This is a genomic window from Chryseobacterium sp. GQ58 (assembly GCF_059758895.1).
Genome location: NZ_JCAXEH010000005.1, coordinates 1 through 22630, shown reverse-complemented (window position 1 = coordinate 22630; position 22630 = coordinate 1). Strand labels below are relative to the sequence as shown.

Below are 22630 nucleotides of genomic sequence, written 5' to 3'. Positions count from 1 at the left end.
GGCTCTACTTTCCCTATCTGCCGAAGATATTTTTTTTGATTAATAAAAACAATATGCATTTATTGTTATTAAAACAAAATACAATGGCCAACTTATAAAATCATACAAATCGATTCTCAAAAAATGAAAACTGGAATAAAGCACATTCGAAAATGCAAGTTAATTACTTTAATTTTACATGATGAAAAAAATGTATTTCATAGCTGTTTATCCGTCACAGAAAGTCACTGACGAAATCAAAGTTTTCAAAGAAGATTTAGCAATAAACTTCAGCAATTCTAAGGCATTAAAAAACGATGCTCACATTACTTTATTTCCACCTTTTGAGCGGGAATTGGCTTTGGAAAGTGACATTCATACTGCTTTTCAAAAAATAAATACCGACATTCCTGCTTTTGAAATTATATTGAATGGATTCTCAAGTTTTCCCAATCCAAAAAATCCGGTTCTTTTTATAATGCCTGAAGAAAATAAAAGATTAAAAGAATTGCAGTTAAAAGTAAAAGAGAAATTCAACTTTAAAAGCTATAGTTTCAATCCGCATGTAACTGTCGGGTACAGAGATTTAAGTTGGAATAATTATCTGAAAGCATGGGAAATTTATAAAAACAAAGAATTCAAAACTAAATTTCTAGTTGATAGGATTTTACTTCTACGTCATGATAAAAGCTGGACTAAAATTGCTGAAAAAAAATTGCTCGATGAATCTTCTGAAAAATAATATTATTGGCTTATCTCTTTATATAACTTAATTTAAAATTTATAAAAACTTATAATAATCTTATCTTTGGGTCAATGATTTCAGCAGAGAAAATAATTTTGGGCATAGATCCGGGAACCGCTATTATGGGATTCGGAATAATTTCGGTAAAAAAAGGCAATATGGAAATGATTTCGATTCATGAGCTGATCCTTAAAAAATATCCCAATCACGAAACAAAACTTAAATATATTTTCGACAAAACATTAGCGCTTATTGATGAGTTTCATCCTGATGAAGTGGCTTTAGAAGCACCTTTTTATGGAAAAAACGTACAATCGATGTTGAAATTGGGAAGAGCGCAAGGCGTAGCAATGGCCGCAAGCTTATACAGAAATATTCCTATCACAGAATACTCGCCAAAAAAAATCAAAATGGCCATCACCGGAAACGGAAACGCAAGTAAAGAACAGGTTGCAGGAATGCTCCAGAATCTTTTAAAGCTAAAAGAATTTCCTACAAAATATTTAGATGCTTCGGATGGTCTGGCTGTGGCAGTTTGCCATCATTTTAATTCAGGAACAATCTCTGAAACAAAATCTTATACAGGCTGGGATAGCTTTTTGAAACAAAATCCTGATCGAATGAAATAAGTAATTCAGTTCATACATTAAATAAAAAAAGCCCTTTTTCAAGGACTTTCTTATTATAAATTTTAATTATTTAAAAACTTTTTTGATCCTTTATTTTCACCATTTGAATAGTTAATAATATAGGCACCTTTGGTTAACTGCTGGTTGATTTGAATTTCATTCGTTTTGGAATTACCTTTTTGTATAAGCTTTCCGCTCATGTCATAAATCTGATAATCACCAAATTTCGAGTTTTTATTTCCGTAAAGCTGAAGTATATTTTCTTTTTTAATATAAATAATTTTAGCCTCAGTATTGTTTTTAACATCAGAAGTAGCCAATGCTCCTAATATTTTTACTGCGTAGTCTTCCATTTGACCATACTGTAGTTGAGAACATGATGTGAAATCTGGTAATATTGCTGAATTAAATGTTGCCGCATCTACCCCAACTCTCATTCTAAGATAAGTATTCTTTACCGCTGTTGCCGGAGGCGTTACATCAATGGTAACTGTTTGAGTTGCCCCTGAATTCATTACACTCGATAAATTATTGGCAACCAATTCTGCATCTTCAAAAGATCCGTTGTTGTTGTAATCTATCCAAACTTTTGCTTTGAATTTATCTGCCTGAGAAAAGCCATTCATAAAAGTAATATTCAAAGAAGTGCTTGCCGTTCCGGAAATATCTGTATAGTATGCCGGTCTTATACAAGTTGCATTAGCATAATCTGCATAAAATACAGGATTGGCCTCATCAGAATCATAACCATTTGTTATACTATTAATAGTTCCAAAATTTACAAAATATGGTCCTATTGCAAAGTTATTATTGGCAGGGTTTACAATACCCGCAGGATTGCACAAAGCAGCATTTACAGAAACCGATGATGGGGTGACAGTATTTGGATCTTGCCCTCCCAAAGAATTAATAAGATTTTTTCTATATTCCATCATAAGAAATACAGCTCTGTCTCTTTGCCCTTCGGTAAATTTACGATTGGCACGGGTATAATTCATAATATTATACTGAGTTCCATCATAAACTTGGTTGGTACAGGGATCTGTAGCTGTATTATTAGGAATAGGATTGATGCCGTACATACTTCTTGAAGGTGAAGTGTCACAAACTCTGTCACCTTCTGTTGCACAGTTATTATTCACCGGACAAGAAGTTTGATTGCTTGCACCAACGCCCTGAAAAGTATGATATAATCCGAATGCATGACCCAACTCATGGGTAAGAGTTGTGTCGTTTGCGTTTTTAATAGTAGCGACTTTCATAAAACTCTCATAGCTGTAATCATAAGTATCCGGGAAAGCTGCATATCCCATCAATCCATATGACGACTGATGCTGCCCATCGAAACCAATAACTACATAAATATTAAAATAAGATGTTTCCGGCCAATGTGGTGCCAGCTCATTTTTGATCTGACTATCACTGATACCATTATTGCTCTGCAATTTTATTCCTCTTGTATCATATAATGGATATGTACTTCCATTGTATCTTACAATACCGTTTGTTGGTGTACAGTCAGGAGATCTTTTTGCGAGCACCAATTTAAAAGGTATAACTGCGCCGCCGTCCGGGCCTGTACCTTCCGGATAAAATCCGTTTCCGTACGTTGTGCTGTACATTCTGTTTGCTCTGTCTATCCAGTCGATAATTTCCTGATCTGTTAATAGCAAGTTTGCATTCGCTGCTGCTTGCGATTCAATAACATGTACCACTACAGGGATTTCATAAATTTGTCCTGTATACAATCCGTTCCATGATGTCGTTGCACCAAACTTATTAAGGTAGGATTGTTTATTGAGTTTACTCAATTTAACATGTACTTCTTCTCTTTTTCTTTTTAAATCAGGATAGCGATCGTCCATTTTTTTCATGATCAAATCGAAACCGCATTCATGATGTTTCTCCTGAGAAAACACGCTCACACAAAAAATTAACATTAATAAAGTACTAATTCTTTTCATATTTTTCTATTATATTTGGTATTTGATTGCAAACATACTAATTATTTTATTAATAATAGTGTAATATTTACAAAGAAATTAGAATTCTCTAAAAACATATTCGACTACACTTTAACTTATTAAAAAACAAATAACTAATTAATCAAGGCTTTACTTGGTAAAACATATTACTATTTGTAACATTGGTATGGTTTTTAATACTAATTTTGTATAAAATTTCAAAAATGAAAAATTCACAACAAACTATAAATCAGAGCAGTCATAAGATCAATTGGTTTCAGAAATTTCTAATGATCTGCTCAGGAGGAAACATTCACATTCTCCGAAAAACCCCCAGTGAATGGAACAAATTCTCAGGAATTGGCGGAATTGTCTTATTTACAGCCATTTTTGCTACACTTTCTGCGGGCTATGCAATCTATACTGTTTTTGATAATATCTGGATATCGGTAGGTTTTGCAGTTTTATGGGGTTTAATGATTTTTAATCTTGACCGTTATATTGTGTCTTCCATTAAAAAAACAGGAACATGGTGGAATCAAATTTTAATGTCGATTCCGAGATTAATTTTAGCTACTTTTTTAGGAATTATTATTTCTAAACCTTTGGAACTTAAAATTTTTGAAAAAGAGGTAAATAAACAACTCAATACGATCATTCAAAGGAACAAAAAACAATTGCAGGGCGAAATGAACGGAAGAATTTTGCAGCAAAGCGGGCCTTTCGAAACAGAAAAAAAACAGATCTCGGACAAGATTGCTCAATATCAAAAATCTTACGACTCGGCATCTGTAGAACTGGAAAAAGAAATTCTGGGGAAACAATCTGGCTTGACGAGTGGAAAAGAAGGTTTTGGACCCAATGCAAAACGTAAGCAGGAATTAAAAGAACAGCGCAGAACAGATCTCGAAAACTACCAAAAACAGGTTTCATCACGATTAGAATATCTGGATAAAGAAATATCAAAAGTCTATACCAATCTTGAAACCGAAAGAAAATTAACCGATACCTTTGAAGATAAATTTAATGGTTTTGCGGCGCGGCTTCAGGCTTTAGACGAATTAGGAAAAAACTCGGCGATCATTGCAACAGCTGCCGCTTTTATTATGGGGCTTTTCATCACCCTGGAAATTTCTCCGGTTTTGGTAAAGCTTATCTCCGCGGTTGGACCTTACGATTATCTTTTAGAAAAAACTGAAAACGATTTCAGGCTTTATTCAAAAGAAAAAATTGAAAAAGGAAATTCATTGACTGATTTCCGGATTGATGATTTTAAGGAACGTTTAAAAGAATAAAGATCATTTCATTCGGGCTGATAAATAAATTTAATTTTTAAGTAAAACCGGTTAAGGAATATTTTTTGATTAAAGCTAAATATGCCTTCAACAGTAATCAATCATTATTTTTATTTTCCTGAAACTGAAATATTAAGAATCATATATCAGTCGGGAGCAATATATGATTATTTTGAAGTACCGCCGAAAACGTATGAAAAATTTCGGGAAGCCACCTCAAAAGGACAATTTCTAAACAAAATAATTAAACCAAAATTCAGGTTCCGAAAAATTCAATAACAAAAAAACTCGCAGAATTTGCGAGTTTTTATTTTTATATTTTAAACTTTTATAAAGAATAATTCGGAGCTTCCTGCGTGATAATCACATCGTGTGGATGAGATTCTTTCAATCCGCTTCCGGTAATCATGACCATTTTGGTATCCTTTTGCAAAGCTTCAATATCTTTTGCTCCGCAATATCCCATTCCGGCTCTTAAACCTCCTGTCAACTGGAAAATCACATCTTCCAATTTTCCTTTGTGAGGAACTCTTCCTTCGATACCTTCCGGAACGAATTTCTTAGCTTCACTCTGGAAATATCTTTCTTTTCCGCCTCTTTTCATTGCAGAAAGACTTCCCATTCCCTGATACGCTTTGAATTTTCTTCCCTGATAAATAATTTCTTCACCCGGAGCTTCGTCAGTTCCCGCTAAAAGAGAACCTACCATTACCGCTCCTGCCCCACTTGCAATTGCTTTTACGATATCACCTGAAAGTTTAACACCTCCGTCAGCGATTACCGTTACATTTTTAGATTTAGCATATTCATAAACGTTATAAATAGCAGATAATTGTGGAACTCCAACTCCTGCAACAACTCTTGTCGTACAGATAGAACCCGGCCCAACACCTACTTTCAATACGTTTGCGCCTGCTTTTATTAAATCTTTTGCTGCTTCGGCAGTTACTATATTTCCGCCTACGATATCCAAATCCGGATATGCTTTTCTGATTTGTGAAATTTTGTCTAAAACACCTTTCGAATGACCATGCGCAGAATCGATGGCAACAATATCAACTCCGGCTTTTACCAAAGCTGCAATCCTGTCCATTGTATCTTCGCCCACGCCAACTCCGGCTCCTACAATAAGGCGGCCGTTGTCATCTTTATTGGCATTTGGATATTCTAATTGATTGTCGATATCTTTAATTGTAATCAAGCCAACCAATTTGTTGTCTTTATCAACAATCGGAAGTTTTTCAACTCTGTTTTTAAGAAGGATTTCCTTTGCTTTTTCAAGATTTGTATTTTTGTCGGAAGTCACCAATTTATCTTTGGTCATGATCTCTTCCACCTTCATATCAAGATTTTCCTGATATTTTACATCTCTGTTGGTAATGATCCCGATTAAAACATTATCCGGATCTACAACAGGAAGTCCTGAAATTTTATATTTCGCCATCGTTTCTTTAGCCTGAGCCAAAGTATGGTCTTTTGTAAGGGTAACAGGATCCGAAATCATTCCGTTTTCTGAACGTTTTACGCGGTTTACCTGCGCAGCCTGCTCGGCGATCGTCATGTTTTTATGAATGAAACCTAAGCCGCCAACTCTCGCCAGCGCAATAGCCAAATCGCCTTCCGTAACGGTATCCATCGCAGCAGACACAATAGGAACATTAAGCGTGATTTTATCGGTAAGTCTTGATTTTAAAGAAACCTGATTTGGTAAAACTTCTGAATAAGAAGGGACTAGAAGAACGTCATCGAAAGTGATGGCTGTCTCTACAATTTTGTTATGAATAGACATCTTTACTTTCTTTCCAAAATTAGGCTATTTAAACGAGATATGAAAATGCTTTTTAATAGTTTAAATAAAATTTAATAATCAATAAACTAAATGAAAAAGCCGCACCAAAAAATGCAGCTTTATAACAATAATATAGTTGAATATGAAGATTATTTGTCCGTCGCAAAATTGATCATATCTGAAATATCAGCAGCCGTAAAGCTTCCTTTTACATCTACAAAAACCATTTCTTTATCAGAATTTACGGTAATAAGCATATTTTTTATTTTTTCACCATTCTGCTTTACACGGATGTTTACATTGTCACCATCATGTTTTATGGTTGCCCAATCCTGATAATTGTTGTTATTCAGATAATTGGCATAATCCGTAAGCATCATTTTGTTTCCGTTTTCTACGGTCATTACTTTTATTTTTGACACTTTTTTTATTAAAGCAATTGCTGCTTCGTTGTTACCATCTTCTCTCAGAGCTTTTTTAATATATGGTTTTGCTAAAAATAACGGTACATTGATACTGACAATTTTTGCTCCTTTATAATCTTGAGAGCTTGTGAAAAATGCCATATTCGGTTTTTCTGAAACAATACAAGACTGCAATACGAAAAGTGTACAAAGTGCAACGACAAGAGCTTTTAAGTTTTTCATGGTTCGGATTTTTAAAATTAATTGATTGATGAAAGACTTCCTCCCGATGTTTTGCTGATATCGGAATCAATTTTCGGATTTCCTTTATATCTTACGGCACCGCCTGATGATGCGCGCACTCTCATTCTGTCTTTTACATTTACCGAAGCGCTGCTTCCTGATGTTGATTCTACTTCAGCAACATTTACTCTCAGATTTTCTGCCTTGCAAACTGCGCCGCTGCTCACATCAAACATTCCTGAGTCGGCATTTCCATCTAGAACAGCACTTGATCCGCTTGAGCTTTTTACCAAAATTTTTCCGGAAGTGATATTTGCTTTTACATTCGATCCCGAACTCACATTTAAATCTGTCGTATTTGTTACCGAAAATTTACCGCTTACAATAGATCCTGACGAAGCATCGATCCGCAAATTATTTTCTTTAATAGAATTCACGCCCGTGAAATTAGAACCTGATGAAGCTTTAATATTATCCATTCTCGGAGACGAAACGTTAACGCTTAAGTTTTTAAATTTCATCTTTTTTGCGCCTTTATTGTCAATATAGATTTTCAAAATACCATTTTCCACTTTTGTTATTACGTTATGGAGTTTATCAGAATCTGCGAAAACTTTTACATTGGTTGTGTTTTCCTGCTTGAATATCACATTTATTCCTGTGCTTACTTCAAGTCCCGAAAATTGTCCTACATTTCTCACTTCACCGTTTAAGTAAGAAGAATTGTTTTCAGACGTGAAGCTGCTTCTTGTCGTTGTAGTTGTAGAAGTCGTATTCGTTTCACTTGAATTGATGATTTTGTTGACATCATCCATTGAAAGCTTTCCATCCAGCATTACAAGAATATTTTCGCCGCTGCCGCTATCAATTCTCAACAGCATATTTTCTAGAATACCGTCTTTAGCTTCAGAAGAAAGAAAGTTTATTTTGCTGTCTCCATTTTTTACCGACATGATTTCGCTGTAGTTAAGATTTTTCAGATATGATGAAATTTCTTTGTTAAGCTGAGAAACATTATTGTGTATTTTGTCTTCTGTATTTTCTGTGATTAAAACTTTCAATCCATTAATCTTAGCAAGCAAAGGCTTGATCTGATCAAATTCTGAGTCTGCAATATTCAGGCTGCTGAGCATTCCAAACATTGGTTTTGCAATTTTGATGGAAGTTACTCCTTCCACTTCCTGATATTTGTCAAAAAGCTGGTCTAATTTCTCTTTTTGGCCATACACATTAAAGAAATGCGTGAAGGCAAGAGCGAATATGATGAATATCTTTTTCATGAGTTTTAAAAATTTAATTGTTGATTACATGCCTGATCAGTCGCATAATCTATATTGTTAATAATCTACGTTGTCCATTACTTTGGGTTGCGATAATGTCTGATGTACGTTGTTGGCAACGACCTGAAACGAATATTTTGTGATATTGATCGCTTCTTCCATATTATCTATTTTTTTACCGTTTACGATAACATAGGAATTATGATAACCTGTGGAATCTGCCGGCACTGCATTATATTTTTTATGAGAATTGTCTACATACCTTGGCTTGGTTTGCTTTTTAATTCTGCTTTTTTTGGAAAGAATTTCATCTAAAACATCTTTTTCGGCTAAAGTATTTTCCTGAAAAATAGAATCTTTTTTAGCTTCCGAAATTGAGTCGTGATTTACTGCAACCTGCTTCTCATGTTCGTGGTTTTCTTTAATAAAATCAGACTTTTGTTTCTGAATTTGATTTTCAACAAGCTTTGCTTTATCCTGAAAATCAGCATTTTGATTTAAATTAAAAATAAAACCTACACCGAAAATCAAAACTACGCTTGCCGCCATCCAAAACCATTTCGGAAAAGAAGGCTTTTTAGTATTTAATGGAATAATTTCTGCTTCATTATTATCACTTTCTGCTTTTTGAAGAAAATCTTCAAAATCCCAGTTCATTTTTTCCTCTTTTAAATCTTTAAAGATTTCGTCGTATTTATCCTGATATTGATCTTTGTTCATAGCTCATCAGTTGTGATATTTGTTCTTTTACTTTTTGTCTTGCACGCATCAGATTTACTCTTACTGCATTTTCTTCCATTTCCAGCATTCCGGAAATTTCCGACACATCATACTCTTCTACATCTTTCAAATGGATCACCATTTTCTGTTTTTCGGGAAGCTGATTGATAAATCCGATGATTTGTTCTTTCATATTATTCACTTCCATACTGTAAAGTTCCGACCGGTGAAGCTGCAGATCTGCAAAACCTTTTTTTACGTCGTGATGCTTCAACCTGTTGAGGCATTCATTCTTTACAGATTTTAATGCGTAGGATTTTAAATTTCCAAACTGTATCAGCTCATCTTTTTTCTGCCAGAATTTTATCATCAGATCCTGCACCACATCTTCAGCTTCATCGCTGCTCATGACAAACCTTTTCGCAAAACGATACATCTCATCTTTGAGAATGAAAACCGTATTTTTGAAAGTTTCCTGAGTCATAAGTTTGTTTCTATTAGTAAGACATTTAAAAAACAGAGTTTATTACATCTAAAATAAAAAAACTTCAAAAAAGCTTGAAGTTTCTAATTATAATCAATTAATATTCGTTAAAAATATATTTTAAAATCTCTTTATCATCGTCTGTTAAAGGCAATTTTCTTCTTGCCATTACTTTTTCGGCGACCTCGTAAGCTTTATCTAATTTAAATCTTTCATCATCTTTAAATCCGCCCCACGAAAAATTTTCTATCAGATTTGGAGGAAAGCCTTCTTTAAAAATATTGGAAGCCACACCAATCACAGTTCCGGTATTTAGTTGCGTATTGATCGCTGTTTTAGAATGATCTCCCATAATCAGGCCGACAAACTGCAATCCGGAATCCTCAAAAGCTTTGCTTCTGTAATTCCATAATTTTACATTCCCATAATTATTTTTAAGGTTGGAAGAATTCGTATCTGCACCCAAATTACACCATTCTCCAATCACAGAATTTCCTATAAATCCGTCGTGTCCTTTATTTGAGTAACCGAAAATAATAATATTACTAACTTCACCGCCCACTTTACAATGCGGACCAATTGTAGTTGCACCATAAATTTTTGCACCTAAATTAAATTTGGATTCTTCGCAAAGTGCAATCGGACCTCGAAGGTTGCAACCTTCCATTACTTCTGCATTTTTCCCGATATAGATTTTCCCGGTTTTGGTATTTAAAGTTGAGAATTCGACTTGCGCTCCTTCTTCAATAAAAAGATCTTTTTTGTCTCCTAAAAATCCGTTGGTTGAAGACAATTCCTGAGAAATTTTTCCTTTTGTTAATAATTCAAAATCAAAATCAATTGCTTTATGATTGTAAGTAAACAAATCCGTCGGCTTTTTAAAGAAAATAAGTTCTTCTTTGATATCCGTCATTTTTTCGATCTGATTCAGAGAAAAATCTTTCATATTGATCTTTGCAGCGATCAATTCATCTTCATAAACCAATGCTTCGCCTTGCTTCAAATCTTTTATCTGCTGAATCACATTTTCGGTCGGAAGGAAATTGGTGATCAAAAAAAGACTTTCCTTTTCTTCAGGACTTTTAAATTTATTTTGAAGATAATTTTCCGTGAAAAAAGAAATTTCTGTATTCTCTAAAATTTTCTTCCATCTTTCGGAAAAAGTAAAAATTCCGCATCGCATTTCTGCAACGGGACGTGTAAAGGTAAGCGGAAGGAAATCTTCCCAATATTGCGCATCTGAAAATACTAATTGCATTTTTTAAAAGAAATTAGAGGTTAGATATTAGAAGTTAGATAATTTAAGTGAGGATTTAAACAGTTTTTATACTAATATCTAATTTCTACTACCTGCAAAAATACAAATAAAAAAAGTCTCCCAAATCTGGAAGACTTTAAATATCTTTAAAATCAAAAAATTACTTAGCGAATTTTTTGTATTTGTTCATAAACTTATCTACTCTACCGGCGGTATCAACTAATTTAGTTTTTCCTGTGTAGAAGGGGTGAGAAGTTGAAGAGATTTCCATTTTGATCAAAGGATACTCTTGTCCTTCATACTCGATGGTGTCTTTTGTCTCAGCAGTAGATTTGCTAAGAAATACCTCGTCGTTACTCATATCTTTGAAAACAACAAGTCTATAATTTTCTGGGTGAATTCCTTTTTTCATAATACAATTTTTAAAAAAAATTAAAGTTTTTTGCTTTCGAAATAGTAATGGTATTTCTCTGCTAATTTTAGGTTGCAAAAATACAATTATTTTTATAATATACAAACACCTTTTTAATAATTTTTTCTTTAATAAGAAATTCAAAGTATTTTCGTTAAATTTGGAACTTATCTAAACTTTAATTTCGATGAAATTCAAATTACTTCTGTTTTGTTCTTTCTGGATGCTTCTTTTGGCAGTTTCTTGTAATAAAGATGAAATTACTTTTGATGCTCCTTCCCAGGAACTTAGATTTTCAAGAGATACGGTATTTTGCGATACGGTTTATCATCAGGTGCGATCAGAAACTTATGCGGTAAAAGTATTCAACAATGAAGATAAAGACATTCTGATCCCGAGAATAAACCTCGAAAAAGGTGCTGCTTCTTTATATAAGATAAATATCGACGGAAAACCGGGACATGATTTTAAAGATATTCCTTTAAGAAAAAAAGACAGCCTTTATATTTTTGTTGAGATTGCTCCGCAAGCTACAGGTCCTGAAGCAATTGCCGAAGACCGCGTGATTTTTACAAGTCCGGCAGGACAGCAGCATGTTACTTTGTTTTCGGTCGTGCAGGATGCTGAATTCTTTATTCAGACACCCAGCAATCCCAATATTATAAGCAATCATACAACATGGACGAGTAATAAAGCTAAAATTATTTACGGAAATCTTACAGTAGACCAAAATGTAATATTGGATATTCAGGCGGGAACAAAAGTTTATTTTCATAAAAACAGCGGAATGAAAGTTTCTACCGGAGCTGCTTTAAACATCAACGGAACTCTTGATAAGCAAGTTATTATGCGAGGCGACAGGAATGATCCATATTATGATACAATTCCTAGAAACTGGAATTCCATCAGAATGGAAGCCGCTTCAACTCTGAATATGAATCATACCAGACTTTTTGGCGGTACAAAAGGGCTTGACTTGAGAAATGCAAATGCAACGATAAACAATTCTTTCATCCATACTTTTCAGGAATATGGCATTTATGCGGTCGCTTCTACGGTAAACGCAAGCAATTTGGTCATGAACAATTGTGGAGAATCAGCTATCGGAATTTTCAAAGGTGGAGATCACAGCTATACGCATGCTACGATCGCCAATTATTCCAGCCTGCTAAGTTCTATGAACCGAAACGGAATTTTTGCCACCAACGAATGGGAAAACGACAATGGACAAACCGAACAGGGAGCTTTGCAAAACCTAAATATTCTGAATAGTATTGTATATTCTGATAGAGATAATTCTGTGAATTTTGAGCAAACTCCAGGGCAGCAGTTTGAATTCTTGATCAGGAATTCTTTAATAAAATATTCCGGAACATCAGCAGCAGGTTTTGCTTTTGACAATAATACAAACGTGATTCAGAGTATAAAAAATGAAGACCCGAAGTTTGTAAATTATTTTGCAGCTCAGATGAATTTAAGAGTAAAACCAGATTCTCCGGCAAGAAATAAAGGTGATGTTACCGTTGCAGGAACCGTTCCTACAGATATTGTCAATGTAACAAGAACTACAAATCCAACGCTCGGAGCTTATCAATAATGGAAATCACAAATCTTCAACGACAAGTCGACGAATGGATAAAAACCATCGGAGTCCGCTATTTTAATGAATTGACCAATATGGCAATGCTGACCGAAGAAGTTGGTGAAGTCGCCAGAATTATCGCCAGAAGATACGGCGAACAAAGCGAAAAGGAAAGCGATAAAACTAAAGATTTGGGTGAAGAATTAGCCGATGTTTTGTTTGTTACTTTATGTTTAGCCAATCAGACCGGAGTCAATTTACAAGAAGCTTTCGACAAAAAAATGAAAATAAAAACGGATCGCGACAAAGATCGACATCAAAATAATGAAAAATTAAAGTAATTGCAGGAAGTCGGAAGAGGGAAGCTTGAAGTAAGGCTCAACAAACTTCCATCCTCCAACTTCCCGCTTCCAACTTAAAAATAATGAAGCTAGAAAAATCAAAATTAACAGGAAATAAAACAATTCAAATCAGCGGTTCGAAAAGTATTTCGAATCGTTTGTTGATTTTGGAAAGTTTATTTTCAAACATAAAAATCAACAACTTATCCAACTCTCAGGATACGCAATTACTGAAAATAGCGTTGTCTGAAGATTCTGAAATCGTGGATATTCATCATGCGGGAACGGCGATGCGTTTTCTGACTTCTTATTATTCCATTCAAGAAGGAAAAACCACGATTCTCACCGGTTCGGGAAGGATGAAAGAAAGGCCAATTAAAAACTTGGTAACGGCTTTACAGGATTTGGGAGCTGAAATTGAGTATTTAGGAAATGAAGGTTTTCCACCTTTGAAGATTACAGGAAAAAGAATCGTTCAGTCTAAAGTTAATGTTCCTGCCAATATTTCGAGCCAGTTTATCACTTCGCTTTTATTGGTTGCCGGAAAATTGGAAAACGGCTTGGAAATCAATCTTGTCGGAAAGATCACTTCAAGATCTTACATCGAAATGACTTTAGATATTTTAACCAAATTCGGAATTAAAAATACATTTGAAGGAAATACGATAAAAGTTGAGCCTTTTGAGAATGCTTCGTCGATTGCCGATTATGAAGTCGAAAGTGATTGGAGTTCAGCATCCTATTTTTATTTGTTGTGCGCAATTGGTAAAGAAACGATTCATTTAAAAAGTTTTTATAAAGAATCAACTCAAGGAGATTCTGCAATTGCAGAAATTTATCATGCTTTTTTTGGAATTAAAACTGTTTTTTCAGAAGACGAGCATAAAATAACTCTTCAGCCTGATCCAAATTTTCAATTTCCCGAAAAGATTATTTTAGATATGAATAATTGTCCGGATATTGCTCAAACGCTTTGCGTAACTGCTTCAGCATTAAAAATTCCGTTTGAAATTTCAGGGTTGGGAACTTTGAAGGTAAAAGAAACCGATCGCCTTTTAGCTTTACATAATGAACTGAAGAAATTGGGAACAGAAACTGAAATCACAGATTCAACCATAAAATCAATCAATTTTAAAGAAGCTGAAGAAAACATATCAATAAAAACGTATCAGGATCACAGAATGGCAATGAGTTTTGCTCCGTTTTGCCTGATTAAAGAATTAAATATTGAAGACGAAAATGTTGTGGAAAAATCTTATCCGATGTTTTGGGAAGATTTGAAAATTATTTTATTTAATACTAAATAATGAACAATTCAAAAACTATAATTATTACAGGAACTTCATCAGGAATCGGTTTCGTTTTAGCCGAATATTTCGGGAAGAAAGGTCATAAAGTCTACGGTTTAAGCCGGAAATTCACTGAAAGTGACTACTTTAAATCTATTCCGACAGACATTACGGATAACAATGCTGTGCAAAATGCAATTGTTGAAGTTTTAAAAGATGAAACCAAAATCGATGTTTTGATCAACAATGCCGGAATGGGAATGGTGGGTTCTGTGGAAGATTCTGTAAAAGAAGATATTTTAAAATTATTCAACCTGAATCTCGTCGGAGCCGTTCAGATGATGAGTGCCGTTTTACCAAAAATGCGGGAAAATAAATTCGGACAAATCATCAACGTTTCCAGCATAGGAAGCGAAATGGGATTACCTTTTCGTGGGGTTTATTCTGCATCAAAATCTGCTTTAGATAAAGTAACCGAAGCGATGAGATACGAAGTTTACCCTTGGAATATTGACGTTTGTTCGCTTCATTTAGGAGATATTAAAACCAATATTGCAGAAAATAGGGTAAAAACAAAAGTTTCCGAACCTTACAAAAACGTTTTTGATAAAGTTTACACTTTAATGAATTCCCATGTTGGCGAAGGAACTGAACCTTTGGAAGTTGCAGAATATGTCGACGGACTTTTAATTAAAAAAAAGTGGAAAGCGCATTATTATTTTGGTAAATTCGGGCAGAAAATCGGTGTTCCTTTAAAATGGATTCTTCCGCAGGGAACTTATGAAAATCTGATGAAAAAATATAATAAACTGACTTAGTTTCAGTTATTAAAGCAATTTTAAATACAATTAAATATCTTTTGAACCATTAAGAAAATTTAAAGAGTTAAGTTTCATTAAGAAAAATCAATAAATTTTTGATTAGACAACACTTACAGCGAAGCGCACCTTAATATTCTTAACTGCTTAATAAAATCTTAATGGTTTAAATTTCAAGACACGTTGAAATTATTTTTAAACATATTTTTTATCCTATTTTGCGTTTTTTTACAAGCGCAAAAGAAACATTATTTCCTAATCGATTCTGAAACTAATATAAAAAAAAAGGTACAAGATTCGACTTCAGCCGTTAAATTTCTGGATTCTTTGGCGCAAAGCAATTACTTTTTCACTCAATTGAAAGAAGTCAAAATAAAAGGCGACAGCACGGAAATTATTTATGATAAAGGTAAAAACTTCAACGAAACTTTTGTCAGCCTTTCAGATTCTATTGTTGATAAGCTCAAAATCGAAAGAGATTTTTTTACTAAAAATTTAGACTCAACCAAGAAAAGCATCAACAAAAAATATATTGATGACGGATTTGCTTTTAGCAGGATCAAATCGAAATATAAAGGTCAGAAAAACGGTTTTCCAATTGTAGAACTGGAAATAAATAAAAATGATAAAAGAACGATTGACGGTTTTGTGGTAAAAGGCTACACTAGAGTTCCGCAACGTTTTATTAAAAATCTTGAGAAAGATTTCAAAGGAAAAAATTATGATGATAAGAATCTTCTGGCCATCAACAAAAATTTTCAAAATCATCCTTTTGTAGCATTAGAAAGGCAACCGCAAACACTTTTTACGAAAGATTCTACACAGATTTATCTTTTCATGGAAAAGAAAAAAACCAACACTTTTGACGGTGTGATTGGTTTTGGAAACGATAAAACAGAAAAATTTACTTTAAACGGAACGCTGAATGTCAATTTTAAAAATATGTTTAATGGTTTTGAAGCCGTAAATCTTTATTGGCAAAGAAATCCTGATAAAGGACAAACTTTTGATTTGCAGACTGATATTCCGTATTTATTTAAATCGAATGTTGGTTTGAACATGAAAATCAATATTTTCAGGCAAGATTCTACGTTTGCGAATGTAAAAATGCAGCCTGCGTTTTATTATCATATCAACAATCGTCAAAAAATCGGTTTTCGGGGAACTTTTGAAACTTCCACAATTATTGACAGCTTATACATTCAGGGGAAAGATTATAACAAAAAAGGAATCGGGATTTGGTATGACATGACCGAACCGACCGAGATTGATCTGTTTATGTATAAAACCAAAATACGGGCAGAATTCGATTATCTGACGACAAGATATACGATGGATAATGTAAATGCTATTCAAAATCAGTTTTATCTTTTTGGCGAGCACAATTATCATATCAACGGAAATCATTTTCTTAATTTGAAAGGTGAAGCAGCGATGATGAGCTCGAAAAACGAATTTTCTGCCAACGAATTGTATCGTTTTGGAGGCTGGAATTCTTTGCGGGGCTTTAATGAAAATTCTTTGGCTGCCGATTTTTATTATTATGGAAGTTTAGAATATCGTTATTTAATAGGAAATCAGGCTTTCTTTGACGTCTTTGGCCAATATGGACAGCTTAACAATAAATCTTTAAATGTAAAACCCAAGCTTTATAGCGTCGGACTCGGTTTTAATTTCTTTATTCCGATCGGTTTGATGAGTTTCCAGCTTTCAAACGGTAATGAATTTGGAAATCCTTTTAAGTTTAATGACATTAAAATTCATTGGGGAATCCTGAGCAGATTTTAAAAACATCAATAACTAAAATTTCTCGTCTTTTTTTACAAGTTTATTATTTCACCAATAATAAAATTATTACCAAAATTTTTTAACGTTAAAAAGTTGAATTAAATCTGACGATAATAATAGCAGCCTTATTTACAGAACTTTTTTTTTATTCAAATAATTAGAGTTATTTAAAATAAATCATTGCAAAATAAGTTTCTATTTTAAACTACAATTGTAAAATAAATAAAAATAAATACATAATAGTAATTTATTATTAAATATATTTAATTATTTTTATAACTTTGCAGAATATAAATGAAAATTATAGTGAAAAATTTAACAATTAAATTAACTTTATCTTTAGCTGCTATTGCTGTTTCAACTACTTTAAGCGCACAAGATACGAATACGGATAATCATACTATCGGAATTACTATTCCTGAAGTAGCATTGGTTGATATAGAACCTGCAGCAAGTAAAAATATTACAATGGGCTTTACTGCACCTACCGAAGCAGGCCTTCCTATTGTTGCCAGTGGAACAAACAATACTCTTTGGCTCAATTATTCTTCCATAAAATCTGTAACTGATGCAACTAGAAATGTCTCGGTAAGATTAAATGCATTGATTCCCGGAATCGACATTTTACTTACTGCCGCTGCTGCTTCAGGATTAGGTGACGGTACTCTTGGAACTCCGGCTGCACAATTAACATTAAGCGCAGCAGATCAAACTATTGTTTCCGGAATCGGAAGTGCTTATACGGGTGATGGTGCAAATAATGGACACAATCTAACTTATGAGCTCGCTCCAGGCGCTGGTACAGTTGCATCTTATGCAGATCTTGAAGCTACCGCAACTGCTGTTGCAACGGTGACATATACGATCTCTGACAATTAATAACTAAAATTAGAAAAGCAAGGAGAAATTGCACAATCATTTTTCTTCTTGCTTCCTATTGTTAATTTAATACAAAACAAATGATAAGCCGTATCCTTTTTTTTACTGTTCTTCTTTTTCAGTTTAACTTTCTACACGCAGGCATCGTTGTTCTAAATGGGCTTACGCATAACTATAAAGTTGAAAATGGACATCAATATAAAGGTAAAATAGCTTTAGAAAACACTGATAATCAACCTCAAAACATTAAGATTTTTTTGCAGGACTTCAGTTATAAAGCAGACGGAACGATTTCATACACCAGCCCGAATACTCAAGAAAAAACCAACACCGGTTGGATAAAGCTCAATACCAACCTTATTACTTTAAAGGCAAAAGAAAAAGCAGAAATTCATTATGAAATTACAGTACCCGATAATATCAGCAAAGAAGGGAGTTATTGGAGCGTAATTATCATAGAACCTGTTGAAGATATAAAACCCAATGATCATAAAGAAGGTGTAAATATCACATCCATCGTTCGATATGCTATTCAGGTTATTACAGATTATGATTCTGAGAAAGCAAAACCTGAGCTGAAGTTTGAATCTGTAAAAGTTGATAAAGAAGATGATAAAAAAACTCTGAAGATTGCAATAGCCAATAACGGCAACTTATATTGCAAACCAACGGCAACCATAGAAATTTATCATCAAAAAAATGGTGAGAAAATTGGCAATTTTTCAAGTCAGGCAATGGGCTTATTGCCACAAACATCCAAATCTTTTCATATTGACATCAGCAAAATACCGCCTGGCAAATACAATTCTGTTATCATCGCTACCGATGAAGATGAAAATGCATTTGCTATCAATCTGGAACTAGAAGTAAAGAATGATTAAAAGCTGGGTATTATATATAACCCTATTTTTCCCAATACTTTTTTTTTCTCAAAACCAATCCGAAAAATTTGATATAAAAAAAGATAGTTTGCTGCCGGGAACTACCACTTCTGTTGCTTTCAGAATAGAAAATACAAGTTTAGAAAGCAAAACATTTGATATTACCATAAACACCACAAGCCTTTATATCAAACCACTTTTAGGTGATAACGAAATCATTCTTGCACCAAATGAAATAAAGACTTATTTGGTTACTCTAAAAATTGCAACAGAAACTCCACAAGGAAATTATACATTATCCTTAAAAGGAATTGATAAAAACGGACAAACGCAACTTTCGAAAACAAAAGAAATTATAATATCCGGAAACCGTAAAATTTCTGTAAGCAGTTTGGAATCACCGGAATTTATAAAAGCAGGCGAAACCATCAAAGCAACTTTCCTTCTGAAAAATAGCGGCAACATTTCAGAAAATCTTATATTGGAAAGTAAAAATGCAGGTATTGATATTGGATCGTCAATAAATTTACCTCCAGGCGAGACGGAAATCGTCACAGTCACAAAAAACACGAATCCCGATTTAGGTAAAAACGAATATATAAATCTTAATCTTTCGGTTTACTCTGCCGATAATTTAAAAGAAGCCCAAACAGCATACACAAGTATAAAAATAATCTCTATAAAGCCGATTGAAGACGATATTTATCATCGTTTGCCGATTTCCGCATCATTATCTTTCATCGGAATGCGAAATCGCGGAAATTATGATGATGGTTTTCAAGGCGAAATTTACGGTAAAGGCAGCTTAAACAAGGATAACAGAGGCTTGCTGGAATTTCGGGCTGTAACTTCAAATCCTGTTGAGTTCAATTCATTTACGCAATATGAAGAGTATTTCATCAATTATAAAACCAAGAACTTTTTTTTGCATCTGGGTGATAAAACTTATTCATCTTCCTATCTTACAGAGTTTGCAAGGTACGGCCGAGGAGCAGAATTAAGCTACAATTTTGGGAAAATAAGCGTTGGTGGCTTTTATAATCATCCCAGGTTTTTCCGGGATATTAAAGATGAATTTAATGTTTATTCTAAATACCAATTAAATAAAGAATCTGAAATTACAGCCGGATATCTTTATAAAATACCGAGACCTGATGAAATCAGTTTTAGTTTTAATAATATAAAACTGGATTCTGATGCACACTTACCTTATGTGACTGGAAAATTTAAAATTAATAATAATATTGATGTTTTAGGAGAGATATCTTACAGTAAAACTGACAAAACAGAAGGAAAAGCTTACATGATTCAGGCAACCGGGAGCTTTAAAAAGTTTAACGGGAATGTTATGTATACAAGAGCAAGTCCGCAGTTTGCAGGTTATTTTACAAATACAGATAACTTTAATGGTAATCTTCAATATAAAATATCAAAAAAAATTAATCTTTTTGCTAATTATATTCAGGATGCACGCAATTTCCAGCGGGATACCCTATTTTTGGCTGCGCCATACAGGAAATTTCTACAATATGGAGTTAATTACAGGTATATAAAAAGTGGTAATATCATGTTTCACAGCGGATTTCAGAAGTATGAAGATCGTCTCGAACCAAGACAATTTGATTATTTTGAACGTTATTTTAAAATAAGCCTTGAACAGCAATTCGGAGTTTTTCAGCTTAATATTGAAAGTCAATTTGGCCGAACGGATAATTATCTGACAGGATTTAGAGGAAATTCCAACTTTTATACAGCCAATTTAAGTTTCGAAAAATTTAAAACCTCATTTAATCTTTACGGAAGCTACGCCATCACTTCTCGATACCAGATGCTGAATAATAAGCAAGTATATTATGGAGCGCGGGTTTTCAGCCGGTTTTCTGAAAAAACAAGCTTAAGTATTTTTTATCAGAATAATTATCTTCCTGAAGAATATTTTAATGATCGCAATCTTTTTGAGCTTTTATTTCACCAGCAGCTATTTCCGGGGCATCTGTTTGATGTTTCAGGCCGTTATACATTACAGCGCGGCGAGTTGGGCAACAAGGATTTTATATTTTCGTTGCGCTATACTTTGCAACTTAATGCTCCCGTAAAAAAAATAGCAGAATACACTGTTTTAAGCGGGAATATCAGCAATCATGGCGTCAAAAAAACTGAAGGAATAAGATTAATGCTTGGTAATCATCTGTCTGTTACGGATAAAAACGGTAATTTTATTTTTAAAAATGTAGTTCCCGGCGATTATTTTCTGGAAATTGACAGATCATCTATAGAAATTAGCGATATCCCGAATATTCCTTTTCCAGCCAGTTTGAACCTTACTGATAAAGACAATATTTTTAATTTTGGTATAACCGAAGCAGCAAAAATTCAGGGCCAGATATTTTTTACAGAAAAAGCAGAAAACAGCAATATAGCTTTTGCTGTTCATTCTAAAAAAGAAAAAAAGAAAAAAGAAAGTCTTATTTTAGAAGCTTCCGACGGAAAGCAAACTTACCGTAAAATTTGTAATATTGGTGAAAAATTTGATTTTACTTATTTGAGGCCCGGCGAGTGGAATTTTAAAATATACAGAAACCGCTTAGATAAACGTTTTAAAATCTCAATGGATCATTTTAAGTTTACTTTAAAACCATCTGAAACTAAAGACTTAATTATAAATGTAACTAAGCAACAGACGGAAATAAAATATCAGCAGGAAGCCATAAAAGTAAGTTATAATGAATTAAAAAAACAATAATGAGATTTTTTTATTGTCTATTATCTATTGTTTTATCAGATAGAGCATTGTCACAAACTACCGGAAACAGAAATGTTTCTGTAACTCTTCCTATAGTAACTTTGCTGGATGTAGAACCCACCGGAAATATTAATTTTAGCTTTACCGCTTCTTCAGACGCAGGCAGATCAATAATTAGCCCTGTTGTAAATACTTCTAAATGGATCAATTACACATCTGCAATTGCTCCCGGAGGTCTCAACAGAAGAATCGTTGCATCCGTCAATCAAACTATTCCCGGCGTTGATATAAAATTGCAGGCAGCAAATGCATCAGGCTCAGGTGGCGGAACCCAAGGAACTTCTACAGGACAGATCACACTCACATCTACTCCAACAACAATTTTAACAGGAATTGGTGGCGCCTTTACTGGTAATGGCGCAAATAATGGTCATCGTATAACCATTACTTTAGCTCCAAATAACTATACAAATTTATCCGCCCGCAATAATACTCCTGTAGTAATTACTTATACCATAACCGAATAAAGATGATAAAACCTTTCTTCTGCTTCATTCTTATCTTGATCAGCCTTAATTTGTTTAAAGCACAACGAACATTAACTGTCGGCGGCACAAATTGGGCAGTCAATATCCCTTCAATAACTGAAGCAGGAAGTAACTACACCGGTGCTTATGAAAGTGCTGCAAATCAAATTCTTTTAGGAGCAAGTGTTCCGTTATTGTTAAGCAGTGGGAAGATTTCAGTACGTTTTGAGCCCAATCCGACATGGCATAGTTCTCTTTTATTATCTGCCCGAAGAACAGGCATCGGAACAACACTATGTTTACTTTGTACAATAACAGGAGGAACAAATTATCAAACCGTCACACAAACAGATATAGAGTTGTTTAGAATTAATGCTGTCGTGGCAATAGCTTCATACAGCAATATTCCTATTCAGCTACGGCTAAGTGGTGTATCTGTTACAATTCCTGCAGCTACATACCAAAGTAGAATGGTTTTTACAATAAGTGCGCTTTAGCAATACAATAAATTCTAAAATTAATTTCAGGAGCTTACACCCGCTTTCACTACTCGCTTTTTTATTCCGAGCAGAATTCTTGG

22 protein-coding genes are annotated in these 22630 nt (G+C 33.8%); 14 read left to right on the top strand and 8 right to left on the bottom strand.

The window, feature by feature from the left end; all coding sequences use genetic code 11:
* The first annotated feature begins 190 nt into the window (after positions 1-190).
* Together AC6CHK_RS13400 and ruvC are read left to right on the top strand one after the other, a co-directional pair.
* The gene (locus tag AC6CHK_RS13400; protein ID WP_498096956.1) at positions 191-721 is read left to right on the top strand and encodes a 2'-5' RNA ligase family protein; all 531 of its coding nucleotides are present in this window, start codon (positions 191-193) and stop codon (positions 719-721) included.
* Between the two features lie 77 nt (positions 722-798).
* The gene (ruvC, locus tag AC6CHK_RS13395) at positions 799-1353 is read left to right on the top strand and encodes a crossover junction endodeoxyribonuclease RuvC (RefSeq protein ID WP_498097151.1); all 555 of its coding nucleotides are present in this window, start codon (positions 799-801) and stop codon (positions 1351-1353) included.
* Between the two features lie 62 nt (positions 1354-1415).
* Here the strand turns inward: ruvC and AC6CHK_RS13390 are convergent, their stop codons facing one another.
* Complete coding sequence (locus tag AC6CHK_RS13390; RefSeq protein ID WP_498096954.1) at positions 1416-3317, bottom strand: zinc-dependent metalloprotease; 1902 nt, start codon at positions 3315-3317, stop codon at positions 1416-1418.
* Positions 3318-3541: 224 nt separating this feature from the next.
* Between AC6CHK_RS13390 and AC6CHK_RS13385 the strand changes: the two genes are divergently transcribed.
* Both AC6CHK_RS13385 and AC6CHK_RS13380 read left to right on the top strand, forming a co-directional pair.
* Positions 3542-4612 carry a DUF4407 domain-containing protein gene (locus AC6CHK_RS13385; RefSeq protein WP_498096952.1) on the top strand — a complete coding sequence of 357 codons (1071 nt, stop codon included), beginning with the start codon at positions 3542-3544 and terminating at the stop codon, positions 4610-4612.
* An 81-nt stretch (positions 4613-4693) separates the two neighbouring features.
* A complete protein-coding gene (locus AC6CHK_RS13380) occupies positions 4694-4891 on the top strand; it encodes a KTSC domain-containing protein (protein WP_498096950.1) in 198 nt (65 codons plus the stop codon).
* A gap of 49 nt (positions 4892-4940) precedes the next feature.
* Here the strand turns inward: AC6CHK_RS13380 and guaB are convergent, their stop codons facing one another.
* From guaB to AC6CHK_RS13345, 7 genes are all read right to left on the bottom strand, one after another.
* Entirely contained in the window at positions 4941-6401 is a 1461-nt protein-coding gene (guaB, locus tag AC6CHK_RS13375) for an IMP dehydrogenase (RefSeq protein WP_498096948.1), read from the bottom strand.
* Positions 6402-6550: 149 nt separating this feature from the next.
* Positions 6551-7048: a DUF4252 domain-containing protein gene (locus AC6CHK_RS13370; RefSeq protein ID WP_498096946.1), complete on the bottom strand. Its 498-nt coding sequence runs from the start codon at positions 7046-7048 to the stop codon at positions 6551-6553.
* Between the two features lie 17 nt (positions 7049-7065).
* The gene (locus AC6CHK_RS13365) at positions 7066-8328 is read right to left on the bottom strand and encodes a DUF4252 domain-containing protein (RefSeq protein WP_498096944.1); all 1263 of its coding nucleotides are present in this window, start codon (positions 8326-8328) and stop codon (positions 7066-7068) included.
* A gap of 57 nt (positions 8329-8385) precedes the next feature.
* Complete coding sequence (locus tag AC6CHK_RS13360) at positions 8386-9048, bottom strand: hypothetical protein (RefSeq protein WP_498096942.1); 663 nt, start codon at positions 9046-9048, stop codon at positions 8386-8388.
* Positions 9023-9532 carry a GFO_1088 family ECF-type sigma factor gene (locus AC6CHK_RS13355; protein ID WP_498096940.1) on the bottom strand — a complete coding sequence of 170 codons (510 nt, stop codon included), beginning with the start codon at positions 9530-9532 and terminating at the stop codon, positions 9023-9025. The genes AC6CHK_RS13360 and AC6CHK_RS13355 overlap by 26 nt, the downstream gene beginning before the upstream one ends.
* A gap of 97 nt (positions 9533-9629) precedes the next feature.
* Positions 9630-10790 (bottom strand): GlmU family protein, encoded by a 1161-nt coding sequence (locus AC6CHK_RS13350; RefSeq protein ID WP_498096938.1) that lies wholly within the window; start codon positions 10788-10790, stop codon positions 9630-9632.
* Between the two features lie 160 nt (positions 10791-10950).
* Positions 10951-11202: a type B 50S ribosomal protein L31 gene (locus AC6CHK_RS13345; RefSeq protein WP_498096936.1), complete on the bottom strand. Its 252-nt coding sequence runs from the start codon at positions 11200-11202 to the stop codon at positions 10951-10953.
* Between the two features lie 187 nt (positions 11203-11389).
* Here AC6CHK_RS13345 and AC6CHK_RS13340 point away from each other — a divergent pair, with 187 nt between their 5' ends.
* From AC6CHK_RS13340 to AC6CHK_RS13295, 10 genes are all read left to right on the top strand, one after another.
* Positions 11390-12799 carry a hypothetical protein gene (locus tag AC6CHK_RS13340; protein WP_498096934.1) on the top strand — a complete coding sequence of 470 codons (1410 nt, stop codon included), beginning with the start codon at positions 11390-11392 and terminating at the stop codon, positions 12797-12799.
* Complete coding sequence (locus AC6CHK_RS13335) at positions 12799-13125, top strand: nucleotide pyrophosphohydrolase (protein ID WP_498096932.1); 327 nt, start codon at positions 12799-12801, stop codon at positions 13123-13125. Before AC6CHK_RS13340 ends, AC6CHK_RS13335 begins: the two co-directional genes overlap by 1 nt.
* Positions 13126-13208: 83 nt before the next feature.
* Complete coding sequence (locus AC6CHK_RS13330; RefSeq protein ID WP_498096930.1) at positions 13209-14432, top strand: carboxyvinyltransferase; 1224 nt, start codon at positions 13209-13211, stop codon at positions 14430-14432.
* Entirely contained in the window at positions 14432-15232 is an 801-nt protein-coding gene (locus AC6CHK_RS13325) for an SDR family NAD(P)-dependent oxidoreductase (protein ID WP_498096928.1), read from the top strand. Before AC6CHK_RS13330 ends, AC6CHK_RS13325 begins: the two co-directional genes overlap by 1 nt.
* Before the next feature lie 327 nt (positions 15233-15559).
* Positions 15560-17020: a BamA/TamA family outer membrane protein gene (locus tag AC6CHK_RS13320; RefSeq protein WP_498096926.1), complete on the top strand. Its 1461-nt coding sequence runs from the start codon at positions 15560-15562 to the stop codon at positions 17018-17020.
* A gap of 306 nt (positions 17021-17326) precedes the next feature.
* The gene (locus AC6CHK_RS13315) at positions 17327-17899 is read left to right on the top strand and encodes a hypothetical protein (RefSeq protein ID WP_498096924.1); all 573 of its coding nucleotides are present in this window, start codon (positions 17327-17329) and stop codon (positions 17897-17899) included.
* 80 nt (positions 17900-17979) lie between these two features.
* On the top strand, positions 17980-18780 hold the full coding sequence (locus AC6CHK_RS13310) for a WxL protein host-binding domain-containing protein (RefSeq protein ID WP_498096922.1): 801 nt from the start codon (positions 17980-17982) through the stop codon (positions 18778-18780).
* Entirely contained in the window at positions 18773-21523 is a 2751-nt protein-coding gene (locus tag AC6CHK_RS13305) for a COG1470 family protein (RefSeq protein WP_498096920.1), read from the top strand. The genes AC6CHK_RS13310 and AC6CHK_RS13305 overlap by 8 nt, the downstream gene beginning before the upstream one ends.
* On the top strand, positions 21523-22050 hold the full coding sequence (locus tag AC6CHK_RS13300; RefSeq protein ID WP_498096918.1) for a hypothetical protein: 528 nt from the start codon (positions 21523-21525) through the stop codon (positions 22048-22050). Before AC6CHK_RS13305 ends, AC6CHK_RS13300 begins: the two co-directional genes overlap by 1 nt.
* A gap of 35 nt (positions 22051-22085) precedes the next feature.
* A complete protein-coding gene (locus AC6CHK_RS13295) occupies positions 22086-22547 on the top strand; it encodes a hypothetical protein (protein ID WP_498096916.1) in 462 nt (153 codons plus the stop codon).
* Positions 22548-22630 lie beyond the last annotated feature (83 nt).

Coding starts and splice junctions, on each gene's coding strand:
- AC6CHK_RS13400 (WP_498096956.1), top strand. CDS start 191: ATGTATTTCATAGCTGTTTATCCGTCACAGAAAGTCACTGACGAAATC.
- AC6CHK_RS13390 (WP_498096954.1), bottom strand. CDS start 3,317: ATGAAAAGAATTAGTACTTTATTAATGTTAATTTTTTGTGTGAGCGTG.
- AC6CHK_RS13385 (WP_498096952.1), top strand. CDS start 3,542: ATGAAAAATTCACAACAAACTATAAATCAGAGCAGTCATAAGATCAAT.
- AC6CHK_RS13380 (WP_498096950.1), top strand. CDS start 4,694: ATGCCTTCAACAGTAATCAATCATTATTTTTATTTTCCTGAAACTGAA.
- guaB (WP_498096948.1), bottom strand. CDS start 6,401: ATGTCTATTCATAACAAAATTGTAGAGACAGCCATCACTTTCGATGAC.
- AC6CHK_RS13370 (WP_498096946.1), bottom strand. CDS start 7,048: ATGAAAAACTTAAAAGCTCTTGTCGTTGCACTTTGTACACTTTTCGTA.
- AC6CHK_RS13365 (WP_498096944.1), bottom strand. CDS start 8,328: ATGAAAAAGATATTCATCATATTCGCTCTTGCCTTCACGCATTTCTTT.
- AC6CHK_RS13360 (WP_498096942.1), bottom strand. CDS start 9,048: ATGAACAAAGATCAATATCAGGATAAATACGACGAAATCTTTAAAGAT.
- AC6CHK_RS13355 (WP_498096940.1), bottom strand. CDS start 9,532: ATGACTCAGGAAACTTTCAAAAATACGGTTTTCATTCTCAAAGATGAG.
- AC6CHK_RS13350 (WP_498096938.1), bottom strand. CDS start 10,790: ATGCAATTAGTATTTTCAGATGCGCAATATTGGGAAGATTTCCTTCCG.
- AC6CHK_RS13345 (WP_498096936.1), bottom strand. CDS start 11,202: ATGAAAAAAGGAATTCACCCAGAAAATTATAGACTTGTTGTTTTCAAA.
- AC6CHK_RS13340 (WP_498096934.1), top strand. CDS start 11,390: ATGAAATTCAAATTACTTCTGTTTTGTTCTTTCTGGATGCTTCTTTTG.
- AC6CHK_RS13335 (WP_498096932.1), top strand. CDS start 12,799: ATGGAAATCACAAATCTTCAACGACAAGTCGACGAATGGATAAAAACC.
- AC6CHK_RS13330 (WP_498096930.1), top strand. CDS start 13,209: ATGAAGCTAGAAAAATCAAAATTAACAGGAAATAAAACAATTCAAATC.
- AC6CHK_RS13325 (WP_498096928.1), top strand. CDS start 14,432: ATGAACAATTCAAAAACTATAATTATTACAGGAACTTCATCAGGAATC.
- AC6CHK_RS13310 (WP_498096922.1), top strand. CDS start 17,980: ATGATAAGCCGTATCCTTTTTTTTACTGTTCTTCTTTTTCAGTTTAAC.
- AC6CHK_RS13305 (WP_498096920.1), top strand. CDS start 18,773: ATGATTAAAAGCTGGGTATTATATATAACCCTATTTTTCCCAATACTT.
- AC6CHK_RS13300 (WP_498096918.1), top strand. CDS start 21,523: ATGAGATTTTTTTATTGTCTATTATCTATTGTTTTATCAGATAGAGCA.